At 55.8% G+C, this 13,562-nt stretch carries 9 protein-coding genes; 2 read left to right on the top strand and 7 right to left on the bottom strand.

All coding sequences use genetic code 11. The features are described 5' to 3' along the window. Window positions 1-183 precede the first annotated feature (183 nt). The gene (gene tkt, locus H7846_RS05545; RefSeq protein ID WP_186695506.1) at window positions 184-2,187 is read right to left on the bottom strand and encodes a transketolase; all 2,004 of its coding nucleotides are present in this window, start codon (window positions 2,185-2,187) and stop codon (window positions 184-186) included. Window positions 2,188-2,311: 124 nt separating this feature from the next. Beyond that, on the bottom strand, window positions 2,312-4,747 hold the full coding sequence (locus tag H7846_RS05540) for a glycoside hydrolase family 15 protein (RefSeq protein WP_186695505.1): 2,436 nt from the start codon (window positions 4,745-4,747) through the stop codon (window positions 2,312-2,314). Between the two features lie 213 nt (window positions 4,748-4,960). Here H7846_RS05540 and H7846_RS05535 point away from each other — a divergent pair, with 213 nt between their 5' ends. Beyond that, the gene (locus H7846_RS05535; protein ID WP_186695504.1) at window positions 4,961-5,578 is read left to right on the top strand and encodes a superoxide dismutase; all 618 of its coding nucleotides are present in this window, start codon (window positions 4,961-4,963) and stop codon (window positions 5,576-5,578) included. Between the two features lie 110 nt (window positions 5,579-5,688). On the opposite strand, the gene H7846_RS05530 is transcribed toward H7846_RS05535, so the two are convergent. From H7846_RS05530 to typA, 3 genes are all read right to left on the bottom strand, one after another. Further along, window positions 5,689-6,984, bottom strand: coding sequence for a glucuronyl esterase domain-containing protein (locus H7846_RS05530; protein ID WP_186695503.1), 1,296 nt, complete (start codon window positions 6,982-6,984; stop codon window positions 5,689-5,691). Between the two features lie 108 nt (window positions 6,985-7,092). Continuing rightward, window positions 7,093-8,265, bottom strand: coding sequence for a glycoside hydrolase family 130 protein (locus H7846_RS05525; protein ID WP_186695502.1), 1,173 nt, complete (start codon window positions 8,263-8,265; stop codon window positions 7,093-7,095). Between the two features lie 428 nt (window positions 8,266-8,693). Continuing rightward, window positions 8,694-10,511 (bottom strand): translational GTPase TypA, encoded by a 1,818-nt coding sequence (gene typA / locus H7846_RS05520; RefSeq protein WP_186695501.1) that lies wholly within the window; start codon window positions 10,509-10,511, stop codon window positions 8,694-8,696. Between the two features lie 175 nt (window positions 10,512-10,686). Here typA and H7846_RS05515 point away from each other — a divergent pair, with 175 nt between their 5' ends. Continuing rightward, the gene (locus H7846_RS05515) at window positions 10,687-11,322 is read left to right on the top strand and encodes a cysteine dioxygenase (RefSeq protein ID WP_186695500.1); all 636 of its coding nucleotides are present in this window, start codon (window positions 10,687-10,689) and stop codon (window positions 11,320-11,322) included. Between the two features lie 6 nt (window positions 11,323-11,328). On the opposite strand, the gene H7846_RS05510 is transcribed toward H7846_RS05515, so the two are convergent. Both H7846_RS05510 and H7846_RS05505 read right to left on the bottom strand, forming a co-directional pair. Then, window positions 11,329-12,102, bottom strand: a complete 774-nt coding sequence (locus H7846_RS05510; RefSeq protein ID WP_186695499.1) for an SDR family oxidoreductase — start codon at window positions 12,100-12,102, stop codon at window positions 11,329-11,331. Then, window positions 12,099-13,454: an FAD-binding oxidoreductase gene (locus H7846_RS05505; RefSeq protein ID WP_255460863.1), complete on the bottom strand. Its 1,356-nt coding sequence runs from the start codon at window positions 13,452-13,454 to the stop codon at window positions 12,099-12,101. Before H7846_RS05505 ends, H7846_RS05510 begins: the two co-directional genes overlap by 4 nt. Between the last annotated feature and the right edge of the window lie 108 nt (window positions 13,455-13,562).

The raw sequence follows: 13,562 nt of genomic DNA, 5'->3' as shown, positions 1-13,562 counted from the left end.
CTCCTCAACATTCGGGCGCATCCATAAAAGAGCGGAAACCCGCCCTCTTACGAACTTCATCGAATACCACCTGGAGAGTCTGGATTCTCATCGCCTCTCACTTTTGGATGCCCGCCACCGCCCATCGGACGCGGATTCGTCCGTTATAGGAAAGGGCGAGGAATTTTCTCCTCGCCCTCTTTCTTACTTCTTCACTAGCTGCTTCGCCTTTTCGACAACATGTGCAACGCTGATGCCCAGCTTTTCCATGGCAACCGGTCCAGGAGCCGAAGCGCCGAAGCGATCGATTCCGATCACGCCACCATTGTGACCGACGTACTTGTACCAGCCCATCGTCGAACCTGCTTCAACCGCCAGCTTCGGTGTGTTCTCGGGGAAGATCGAAACCTTGTATGCCTCGTCCTGTTCGTCGAACAGTTTGAAGCTAGGCATGGAGACCACCGTGGCTCCAATGCCTGCCGCCTTCAACTCTTCTGCGGCTTTCATCACTAGCGAAACCTCTGAGCCTGTGCCAATAAGGATAATGTCCTTACCCTTTTCTTCCAGCACATAGGCTCCTTTGCGTACGCCTTCGAAAACCTTGTACTTCGCGGCATCCAATACTGGAAGATCCTGACGAGATAACGCCATCCAGCTTGCGCTCTTGCGCTCAAGGGCCAACTGCCATGCTGCTGCTGTCTCATTTGCATCAGCAGGACGGAAATCCGTCAGGTGCGGAATCAGACGCAGCGACATCAGCTGCTCAATCGGCTGGTGCGTCGGTCCATCTTCACCAAGGCCCACCGAGTCGTGCGTAAAGATAAACAGCGAGTGTATGCTCATCAGCGCTGCAAGACGGATCGCATTACGCGCGTAGTCCGAGAAGGTGAAAAACGTCGAACCGAACGGAATCAATCCGCCATGGGCTGCCATGCCATTCACCATCGCGCACATTCCAAACTCGCGCACACCGAAGAAAACATTGCGCCCCTTGGGATCGACGTGGAAGTTTGGCGAGTCCTTGAAAATCGTCTTGGTTGAAGCCGTGAGATCGGCTGCCCCGCCGAACAACTCAGGCACAACTCCGGCAACGGCGTTCATCACTACCTGACCAGCATTACGGGTCGCCACAGCCTTTTCTGTCGGGAAGGTCGGAATCTTCTTTTCCCAACCATCGGCGAGCTTCGATTTGATAACGCGATCAAACTCTGCAGCCGGCTCGGGATAGGCCTTCTTGTACTCGTCAAAGTTCTTTTGCCACTCCGCGTGGGCTTTCTTGCCTTTCTCCTTGGCCTGAGCCCAGTTCCTCGCGGCTTCTTCGGGAACATAGAAGCTTTTATCCTCAGGCCAGCCGAGATTCTTCTTGGTCTCTTTGACGGCCTCTGCCCCTAAGGGTTCGCCGTGCACCTTGCTGGTGCCTGCCTTGGGACTGCCATAACCGATCACAGTGCGTACACGGATCAGTGAAGGCTTCGTCGTTTCCGCTTTTGCCGCCTTGATCGCTGCTTCAAGCGCAACAAGATCATTCCCGTCGTCCACCATCTGTACATGCCAGTGATAGGCATGGAAGCGCTCTGTCACGTCCTCGGTGTAGCTCAACTCTGTCGGACCATCCAACGAAATCAGGTTGTCGTCATACAGCACAATCAACTTGCCCAAGCCTAGCGTTCCGGCCAACGAAGCTGCTTCGTGCGAAATTCCTTCCATGAGGTCGCCATCACCACACAAAGCATAGGTGTAGTGATCGATAATCTTGTGCCCATCGCGGTTGTAAACAGCTGCCATATGCTTTTCCGCGGTTGCAAGACCTGCGGCCATTGCGAATCCCTGTCCGAGCGGCCCCGTCGTAACCTCAACGCCAGGGGCTTCACCATATTCCGGATGCCCCGGCGTGTGCGATCCCCACTGGCGGAACTGCTCCAGTTGCGATATCGGCAAATCGTAGCCAGCAAGATGCAGAACGCCATACAACAATGCCGAAGCATGTCCATTCGACAGCACAAAGCGATCGCGGTCGATCCACTTTGGATCTGACGGATCGTACTTCATCAACTTGTGGTAGAGCAGATAGGCGATCGGGGCGCAACCCAGAGGAGCACCGGGATGGCCTGAATTCGCCTTTTGTACCGCATCCACGGCGAGAAAACGGAGAGCATTGATGGAGAGCTGGTCTAGCGCATTCTGCTGATCATTCTGCTGTTCGCTCATTCTTCTTTTTCTTCCTCTTCAGATTCCGGCGCGCTCGTCGCGGCGCTCGATTCGCTTAAATTTCGATTTAGGACAAGAGCCCTATCCAGTGTACAGGTCGAACCATCCTTCCCGCATCTTCGGATCAGGACACAATCTCAACTTCCACATTTTTCCCAAGCCAACGGTCTGGCTCACCATCCTGGGGCCAGCACTGCGTAAAGATGATCTTCCCTGCCTGTTTAGCGTCCGTTGCAATATCTACATAGGCTCCTGATGCGCTCACCAGCGTCGAAACCACCTCTTTGACCGTCGACCAGTCATCTGTCGTATAGACCGCCCGAAAATGTCCCATATCCACAATTCGCAGCGTCGATCCTGCCCGAATCTTCCTGACCGGCCGCCCTGCAGAGTAGATCTCCAGATGATTTTTAAAGTTCCGTTCGCCGGGAGCAACCGCATAACGCTCCGCAACAATGGGAATGCGGTCAAAGACCTCGCCATCGGCCAATGACCGCAACAGCTTCAGATATTCAGAGTGGGCCCATACCAGCGGCTGTGCCGCTCCCGCGGAGCGTCCTAGATACATTCTCCTCGACGGAAGATCGGCCTCATCCCAGATCTGTTCCGGTAACATGCCGCCCTTCGAACTAAACCCCTCGATCGCCGTGGTCAGTTTGCTGCAATTTTTCCCTGCCGCCAGTTCGTAGTGCGCCCGCTCACCTGTCAGCAAGGGCCATGGGCGACCTTGCCCCCAACCGTCATAAGGTCCGCCGTCTTTTTTCTGACCATAACCGTCATGGTTATATCTGCGCCAGCATGGACCGAACGGAGTATCCACCTTCAGAACATGATCGACCACCTTCAGTGAATCTACGATGAGTGGGTCGTCTGCTCTTCGGATTCCGTATCGCACTAACTCCAGGAACCCGCCATCGACTACCTCGCGAGCCTCGAAGACGCTTTTTTCCTCTGGTCCACGATTGGCGATCCGGAACGAACCTACCGGAACGCTGTCATCGTGAAATGGTTCGCCTGGACATGGAGGATGAACCCGCACATAATGACGCTTCACCTCTGGAAGTACCACACCGTCATCGGTTGTTGTCCACTCGTCCAGGTGCGCCTCGATCCAATCTGCGTATCCTTCCAAAAATCCGGCCAGTTCCAGCGAAGCATGTGCACGCGCAATATCGGCCGCACAGATCAAGCCCGCAATCACCGCTGCCAGCGTCGAAGGTGAATACCCCGCCGTCTCCTCCCAGCGCTCCTGCTGCGTAATTGGAGCGTACTTGATCAGGAAACTCGCGGCACGCTCAACAAAAGGAAATACCTGAAAACTCCCCAGCTTTTCGCGCTTCCACAAGCGCCACGCCAGAATGATGGGGAATGCAACCTCATCGAGCTGGATGCCTTGCCAATACGGCGTTCCATCGATCCAGAAATTCTGTGCAAAGCTCCCATCCGGACGCTGTGTACAAGCCAGATACACCAGTGCTCGCAGTGCCGTGTCTTCTCGGTCGCAGGCCAATAATGCCGTCGCAGTCTGGACCATGTCACGCGTCCACACCAAGTGATATCCGCCCAGGTCATAGTCACCTTTCGATGCTCCCCACGGAATCGAAGCTGATGCGATAAATGCGCCCGAGAAACTCTTGTCTTCGTGCGTCAGCAGGACATTTTGGCTGATTCTCGCAAGCCATCCTCCATCTGTCGCGGCCTTGGTCAGATGCTCCGGAGAGCGAGCTCTCTCCCACTGCACCAGGAATCGCTTCAGATGATCTTCAAATGGCGTCGCCAGACTCTGTAGCATCCCAGTCAGTGCAGCATGATGACCGTCGCCAAATGCAATCGCAATAGTGAATTCAGGATTCTTTTCGAGATCGATCTCGCCCATCACGGCGATATTCCCATCCAGCGCCTGCCCAAACTGCCATGTCATGCGCATGTCATCAAACAAGTCCTGATATCCATCGCTCGAACCGACATAGCCGCATGACGACCGTGTAAATCCGCAATTGGCTCCCATCGCCAGCGACGTATTCTCCTTCCACGCCAACAGGCTTCGTTTCCCCGCAACATCGATGCTTCGCGCTGAGTTTCCCGCACCACCTCCGTTCAAATGCGGGGCCAGCAGAGCATAGCACTTCATCCGCTGCAAAAGCGCCTTCTCGCCTTCGACTTTGACGTGCATCAGCACAACAGACGAGTGCGGATTCGCAATAAAGGTCTTCGTCACCCAATATCGTCCGCCACGTTCTTTCGACTTCACCTTGACTGCCAGCGCAGCTCTATCTACATACTCGAACTCGTACTCCAAGTCACGCTTCTCTTCATGTACGAATGTCTCGCCGTCGCTAAACAGCAGTTCCATATCGCGCGTCTGCGGACGATCGATCGTTGGAAAATAAATCTCGTTCAGGATTCCATGCGAGAGCGTGTACCAAACTCGGCTCGAAGCCGAATACGCTGTTCCCACAGCATCCTTCCGGCTCGAGGTCCATCGCCCTTCCAGTCCTGGTGCGCCAAATGCTGCTCCCTCATCGTCCAGCCAACGGTAACCTGCCGCAAGCATGCTCATAGCTGCTATTAGAACGCAAATCCCTCGATGTCGTACTACTCCTCGAAGATGAATCGCAAATCAATTCCTGCAATTGCGCTATGATGGCCAGGGTTACGAATATCGAATCCGAAACGCGCTGGCTTGCATCGCTCCCGGCGTCACAGGCATCTGAACAAATGAACCCCCGGCCTGCCGATTGCGACCGGATTGAACACAAGACAGGAGATTACAGTGGCTTACGAACTTCCCCCTCTGCCCTACGACTATGCCGCACTGGAGCCCCACATCGACGAAGCGACCATGAAGCTCCATCACGACAAGCATCACCAGGCCTACGTAACCAACCTCAATGGCGCTATCGAAAAGCATCCCGAGCTCGGCTCCAAGTCACCTGAAGATCTCATCAAGAACCTCGGCGCGATCCCCGAAGATGTGCGCAAAGTTGTGCAGAATAACGGCGGCGGACACGTCAACCACACCATGTTCTGGCAGATCATGAAGCCTAAGGGTGGCGGCGAGCCTACCGGCGAAGTCGCAGCCCAGATCAAGGCTGACTTCGGTGACTTCGAATCTTTCAAGAAGCAGTTCAACGAGACTACCGCAAAGCAGTTCGGCTCTGGCTGGGGCTGGCTCATCTTCGAGGGTGGCAAGCTGAAGATCGTCACCACCGCCAACCAGGACAATCCCCTCTCGCAGGGCCACTACCCCATCCTCGGCAACGACGTTTGGGAGCATGCCTATTACTTGAAATATCAGAACAAGCGTCCTGACTATCTCGCCGCATGGTGGAGCACCGTCAACTGGGATGAGGTCAACAAGCGTTTCGCCACTGCAAAGAGCTATAAGTAAACTTCAATACAAAAACACACGCGAGAGGCTGCCATTCCGGTAGCCTCTTTCTGCATTAACCGTTTCCCTAAATCGTCATTCTGAGCCGAGCAACGCGCGCGATCCAATCCCTACCGTTCCGGATGTAGATGCACCTTCAGAAACTCCACATAGACGTCCCAGTCGCTCGGTACCATCCCGTGCCCGCCGTCATGCATGTAGTAACTCAGATCATGCAGGATCGGTTGCTTCGCCGCAGGCCATGTCTCCGTTCCCAGATCACTCTTGCCCAGCAACTTGTACACCGGCCCTGCCGCTACCTCCGCTAAAAATTCTCCCTTCGGATCGGACCAGTAATCCGTATTTCCTGTTTGCAGTAGTAGTGGCCGCGGCGCAATCAGCGCGATCAGCATATTTGCATCCATCGGAGCCTTGTCCGGGAACCCCGCCCATTTCCCGTAGTTCTCTGCAAACTGATATGGAAACCTCGTTGGCGCCGTCAGGTGCGCAATCGTCTCGCCGTAGTCACGATGACTCAGCGCGGCTCCGCCCTCGCCTGAGCAGCTTGCAATCACCGCTGCAAATCTCTGGTCATGTGCTCCGGCCCACATCACTGTCTTACCCAGCCGTGAGACTCCATGGATCGCCACCCGCTTCGCATCCACGCTTTTGTCAGTCTCGAAGTAGTCCTGCACACGGCTCATCCCCCAGGCCCATGCTGCAATCGAACCCCAATCCTCCGGGCCACGCTTTGTCTCTCCAGGCTTGAGGTAATGCGAGCGAATTCCATTCGCAAAGCCCTCGGCAAAGTCCGGGTCGACATCGCCGTAGTAGAAGGTCGCCACTCCAATTCCCGCTTCCAGAACCGGCTCTACATTCAACTTGCCGAAGGTGCGTGCCTTGTTCGCAGGAATCTTCGCGTGGGTCTTTATATCCCACACTTCACCTACCGGAAGCCCCGGATCGTCCACCGAATTGGATGGCGCGCCAAAGCTGATGCTCAGCAGCATCGGGACCGGCTTCTTTGCTGCCGCCGGAAGGTACTCCACCAGATGGATCACTGGCGTGTTCTTCTCTGTCGAAAGATGGATATCGACTCGCTTCCGGATTGCTTTCCCCTTCAGCGCAGGCGTACCCCTCTCCACCACCTCGAAACTCTCTTCCTTGGGACGTCCTGGAGCAATCCCATATTGCTGCTTCTCAAAGATCGAGACGATCTCCGGCCTCCGCTTTTTCCACCACGTCTTTGCATCCTTCACCGATTTGCCATTGTTCAACATCAGAGGATCAGGAAACGTATATGTCCCCACCTTCGCTTCGTCGTAGTTCACCGGAATCCCCGCGACCATGCTAGGAGGTGGATTCTGTCCCCATGCCATCGCGCATAGCATCATCACACACGCGGGAATCGCCTGCTTCATCTTCATCGCAATCACACTCCTCACCGAGTACGAGCTCCCAGGCCCGCTAGTTTCAATAGGACTAACAATTTACCTTTGAAATTTCACCTCGGCAACAAGCAATGATGCGATTGGCTACCTCATCCCATCCGGAACGGGAGCTGTCGCGACTGCCACATGCGAGTCCGCACAGCCGTAGTACAGATAAAGTTTGTCGTGAAACAAAACCAGTCCTTCAGCAAATGTCGTTCCCGCCTTGTACTGTCCAGATTTCTCATACGACCGCTCCGGTTGAAAGATCGGCTTCTCCGGACGCTCGAGCAACTTGCTCGGATCACTCCCTGAAAACAGCGCCTCACCCACCGAATACGTTCCAGGTTTCAGACTCTGATCGCCGCTGCCATTCTCAGCGTTCTTTGCGTTGTAAATCACGACGATTCCATTGCGCGTTAGAAGCGGCGGAGGTCCCACCTCCGGAAATGCGCTGTCGAAGAGTCCCGGCCTATCACGCATCAGAACGATCGGCTGCCCCGTTGCATCTTCCACTGGTGTCCAGTGGATCAGGTCATTCGAGGTCGCCAGCCGGATCTGGATCTCGCCCCAGTACATCCAGTACTTGCCCTTCACCTTCGCTGCAATCAGACGATCTCCCACCCTCTGAGTCAGAATCCCTGCGGACTTGTATTTCAAGGTCGCATATTTGCCTTCTGTCCCGAACGCCGGTCCGTACTTCGTCCATGTGCGCAGGTCCTTCGACGTTGCGACTCCCACCGTGTAACTATTTCGTTCGCGCGCCCATTGGGTATAGGTCATCACATACAGACCATCCTCCCGCTCCACGAGCCTCGGGTCTTCCACTCCACCAGGAACCTCATTTTCCTTCTGAGTATCCTGCCCCGGATAGAGCACTGGAGTCGGCAGCCGTGCGAAGTGAATACCGTCATCGCTCTCCGCCAGCCCAATCCTCGAGGTATGTCCGCCGATCATCATCGATCCCGTGTCGTCCTCGGCGCGATACAGCACATCGATTTTTCCATTCCGCACAATCGCTGCTGGATTAAACGTATGGAGCGCCTCCCAATGGACGTTCTCCAACGTGATCGGATCGGTAAATGTCGGTTCCTTGAGCGGACTGATCACCGGTTTCTCCACCGGTCTCTCGAACGGTCCAATCATCCAATCAGCCTTCTTCAATGCAGCTTTTCCCTGTGCAGCGACCTGTCCGTGCAGCGTAAAGACAATCCCCGCTGCCACAAGCACGCGACACCACCTCTGCGATCCGCAAAACCCAAAGTACGCTCTCTTCATCTGAACGCTCCCTGACTCACAATGCTAGCTTTAAGATGCACATCAAGGGTGCACCCCGTCCGCGGAAAGGGATCATCCTACTTTTGAAGGCCTGTTTCATCTCAACCACTCTCTTCTCGCCGACGAAGCGGATCACAGACCCTAAAGAAGGAGTGAGTCCTGTCCTTACGCGAACTTCCCGCGCGCTCAAACCTCGAACATCTAAAGAACCAGGCTCGTACTCTTCAACGAGAACTCCTTGCTTCTGATCTTGCCTCCGCATCACGCTTTGCAGCGGGTGCTGCCATTCCGAAGCTGAAATTTCCTCTCGAAGCGGCCGAAGAGGTGCTGGAGATCACTCGGCGGCACGCATCCTAAACAAAAATCCCCACCATGCATTTAGGTCCATGGTGGGGGATTTTCAAATCCGTTTCAGGAAAAGGTAATTCTTACTCCACCTGTCCTTTTCGTGGCCTGCGATTCGCCTGTAAGACTCTCTTACGCATACGCAGCGACTTCGGAGTCACCTCAACCAGCTCGTCATCAGCCACAAACTCGATTGTCTGCTCCAGGGTCAGCTGCTTGTACGGCGTCAAGCGCAGAGCATCGTCAGAACCCGAAGCGCGCATGTTGGTCAGTTTCTTCTCGCGCACGCAGTTCACGTCGAGATCGTTATCGCGCGAGTGCTCGCCGACAATCATGCCTTCGTAGACCTCGATGCCATCGGGGACGAACAGGATGCCGCGATCCTCCAAGCCCGAAAGAGCATATGTCGTCGTTGTACCCTGACGGTCGGAGATCAGCGCGCCAGAGGGACGCTGCGGGATCTCGCCCGTGTATGGAATATAGTCGCCGGCGATCGAGTTCATGATGATCGTGCCACGGGTCTCGGTCAGCATCTCGTTGCGCAGACCGATCAGGCCACGCGACGGCACATTGAACTCCATGCGAACGCGCCCAGAACCGTGATTGCTCATCTTGGCCATCTCGCCCTTGCGCGGCCCAAGTTTCTGGATAACCGTGCCCGAAAACTCCTCGGGAACGTCTACCGAGAGGATTTCCGAAGGCTCCATCAACTCATCGTTAATACGCTTGGTGACGATTGTTGGACGCGAGACCATCAGCTCAAAGCCTTCGCGACGCATATTCTCGATCAGAACGGAGAGCTGCAGCTCGCCACGGCCCATCACCTTGAAACTGTCCGGCGACCCGGTGTCCTCGACTCTAATCGAGACATTAACCAGTAGCTCGCGGTCCAGACGCTCCTTGATGTTGCGGCTGGTGACCTGTTTGCCTTCCTTGCCCGCAAACGGACCGTTGTTGACCGAGAAGACCATCGCAATCGTCGGATCATCGATCTTGATGCGCGGCAGTGGCTTTGGGTCCTCAATTGCGCAGAAGCTATCGCCGATTGTGATGTTCTCAATGCCCGCAATCGCGACGATGTCGCCAACTTCGGTAGAGTCGGTATCGATACGCTTCAGGCCATCGTAGGTGAAGAGCTTGGTGATCTTGACCGGTGCCAGCGAACCATCAGCGCGCGAGACGTTGACCTCTTGCCCGTTGCGCAGGGTGCCGTTGAAGACACGGCCGATCGCCAGACGACCCAAATAATCCGAGTAATCGAGGTTGGTGACCAGCACCTGCAGATCGCCGTCGGGCGAGCCGGGTGCGACCGGGATCGTGTTAAGGACCAGGTCGAAGAGAGGCATCAGGTCCGTGCCCGGCTTAGCCAGGTCCATCGTTGCCGTCCCCGCTTTACCGTTGGTGTAGATGATCGGGAACTCGAGCACGCTCTCGTCGGCGTCGAGGTCGATAAACAGGTCATAGACCTCGTTGACGACCTCCTGAGGACGGGCGTCGGGGCGATCGATCTTGTTGATCACCAGGATCGGAGTCAGCTTCGCCTCAAGCGCCTTGCCCAGCACGTAACGGGTCTGCGGTAACGGCCCCTCGGAGGCGTCGACCAGCAACACCACACCATCGACCATCTTCAGTGCGCGCTCTACCTCACCGCCAAAGTCGGCATGGCCCGGCGTATCGACGATGTTGATCTTCGAACCCTTGTAGTGGATGGCCGTGTTCTTAGCCAGAATAGTAATGCCACGCTCTCTTTCAAGATCATTCGAGTCCATGACTCGTTCAGCGATGGCCTCGTTCGAGCGAAAGGTGCCCGACTGGCGGAGCATGGCATCAACAAGCGTGGTCTTGCCGTGGTCAACGTGGGCGATAATGGCGATGTTACGGATCGTCTGCTGGGTGCTCACTGCTCTGAATGTCCTGTCTTCGCGCCTCAAGGATGGGAAAAACTGAAAATGCGCGCGTCTTATAGTTTACCGCAGTCAGGTAGCCGAGCGATGCCGCCAGAAACCGCATTCCGTTAAAACCTGCTGAATGCCGCCTATCCGCGAGATAATGGAAGCTCAGTAGAGGAGCATATCCATGTCGATTCCAGAGATTGCTGACTGTACCCACCCGCTGCGGACAAGCGTAGCGGACTTCGTCACCGGACTACGCGAACTGGAGCGGGACCTTATCACCAAAGACAGAATCGCCGAATACATGGCCGCAACCACCTTGCGTCCCGAAGCGCTGCACGACTACGTCTGGTGGCGCGACAGTTTCTACACACGCAATCTGATCTACCGCGATGAACTCTTCGAGGTCATGACCATCTGCTGGTCGCCTGGTCAAAAGACCGCGATCCATACTCACAACGGCCAGCTCGGCTGGATGACTGTATCGCAAGGCGAGATCTTCACCCACGAATACCACCACGAACGCTGCAACGCTCCTGAGAACCAGAACGTCGTTAACATCGACTGTCTCGGCGGCGCCACGGAGATCCAGCTCGACAAGATCCGCACCGTAAGCTGCGCCGAAGGCACCGGAATGGTGACTGTCGATAAGCTCCAGACGATTCATCAGATCGAAAATGCCGGGAAAACCGGCTGCATCAGCCTGCATGTCTATTCGAAGCCCTTCGACTCCTGCATCGCCTTCGACCTCGAACACCAGCGCTGCTATCGCCGCCAGCTAAGCTACTTCAGCAAAGAAGGCCACCGCATCGAGAAGTAAGGAGCCTTACAGGTTCAGCTTCTTGAAGACGCGCTCTGGAATGTGGCGGATCACGAACATGATGGGCTGCCACTGGAACGGAACGTAGAGATTGTCCTTGCGTTTATCGATGGCCGCCACGATAGACCGTGCAACGGCATTGACGTCCGCAAACTTCTCCGCACCCTTCATTCCGGCTGTCATTGCTGTCTTTGTCGGGCCGGGTTTGATGGTTAGAACGGTGACACCCTCGCGGTCGACACGGTTGCGAAGCCCCGCAAGGAACGCCGAGAGGCCAGCCTTCGATGAGCCGTAGACATAGTTTGACTTGCGGCCACGATCACCAGCGACCGACGACAATACCGCGATCACACCGGAGCGTCGCTGAACGAAGAAGTTCGCCAGCCAGGTGACGAGCGAGACAGGAGCCATGAAGTTGGTATGAAGAATGTGCGCGGCGGTGTTAAATTCCTGCTCGGCGCGAGTTTGATCACCCAGAACACCATGCGCCAGATAAGCCACATCGAGTCCGCCAAGCGAGTTCACCGCGTGGGCCAGCAGGGCTGGATGCGCATCCGTATCGTCGAGGTCGGAGACGGCGGTATCGACAAAGCTGGCTCCACGGGCGCGGAGATCGGCTGCCACAGCAGCGAGTTTTTCAGCATTCCGCGCGACGAGAAAGAGACTCGCGCCTTGCGAGGCCCAGATGCGGCAAGTCGCCTCGGCGATTCCCGAGGTGGCCCCGAGAACAAGAATCCTGCGTTGCGATGGGGAGGTATTTGCGATCTGACTTTGACTCATAGATTCGGTTGGTCTCCGGTGACCCGCTCCCAGAAACTGGAAGTGATCATGGGATCGCGGAAGCGGGCCAGCTGTTGCCACTGCGGATAGAAGGCCTGGAACTGCGCAGCGGTCATTGCCGCGTCCTTCGCAGGATAAAGCCGTCCGCCAAACTCAAGCGTCATATCGGCGAGCCGCTCGAAAAGCGGAAAGCTCTTATCCGGCTTAATCGGGAAGTCGAGCGCAAGCGTGATGCCCGGCTTGGGAAAGCTCATCACACCGGGAGACGGAACATCGCCGAAGGCCTTGAGGACCGCAAGGAAGCTGGCGAGGCCAGACTTTGCGACCTCCTTTAGGATTGCGACCGTACCTTCGCGCGCGAGGTCCCACGGGATCGCGTACTGGAACTGCAAGAGGCCGCTCTTTCCATACATGCGATTCCAGTGCAGGACCTTGTCGAGTGGATAGAAGAAGGGTTCGTAATCCTGCAAGGTAACCTGGCGCTTCTGAATCTGCTTATGGAAGAAGAGCGTATTGAAGGCCGCGACGCTCAGATGGTTCAGCAGGAATCCGGGAGCGTCGAAGGGAAAGACCAGCTTCGGCTCGGGTGAACGCTTCAACTCGGCGCGTTTTGTCGAGTGATCGCCCTGCATGAAGATGCCGCGGCAGAAGTTTTTTCCGGTCGAGGTGCAGTCGACCCAGCTCACCGTGTACTCAATCTCTTTGCTGGCCTCGGTAAGGGCGAGAAACTCATCGATACCGTGGAACTGGATGCCCTCGTAATCGATCTTGCGCGAGACGATGGGCTTGAGTCGCAGGGTCGCCCAGCGAATGAATCCGGTTAGGCCGAGACCGCCAATCGTCATGGCGTAGAACTCAGGGTTCTGGGAAGGCGAGCAACGGATAACGGTTCCATCGGAGCGAACCAGCTCAAACTCGGTTACATGACAACCGAAGGTTCCGGCAACGTGGTGGTTCTTGCCGTGAATATCGTTCGCGATGGCACCGCCAAGGGTGACGTACTTCGTTCCAGGAGTAACCGGAAGAAAGAAGCCACGCGGTACGGCGAAGTCAAGAATCTGTGCCAGCGAGATTCCAGCTTCTGCGGTAAGCAGACCTGTCTCGGGATCGAAGGCGATGATGCGGTCCATGCCCGTGGTAACGAGCAGATTACCGTCCTTGAGCAGACCTACGTCACCGTAGCTACGCCCGAGGCCGACAGGAAGGATTCCGTTGTGCAGGTTCTGCGTAACGGCAGGAAAGTCGCTCTGCCAGTGCAAAGGAATAACGTTGGCCCGATAGAGGGGATAACGACCCCATGATTCGAAAGGAGCTTTCACCGAAGACTCTTCGCCGGTACTGCGGAGGCTCATTTGCCTGGTTTCTTTTTGAGCAGTCGGCATAGTTTCAAGCATAGACGATCACCGATAAGACGACCGTTAAGTTTCCTTTGCGTTTCTCTATTCTTTGACTCAGATGCA

It is taken from the genome of Edaphobacter sp. 4G125 (assembly GCF_014274685.1).
Classification (GTDB): domain Bacteria; phylum Acidobacteriota; class Terriglobia; order Terriglobales; family Acidobacteriaceae; genus Edaphobacter.
The sequence above is the reverse complement of the archived record's forward strand: the minus strand, read 5'-3'. Positions and strand labels throughout refer to the sequence as shown.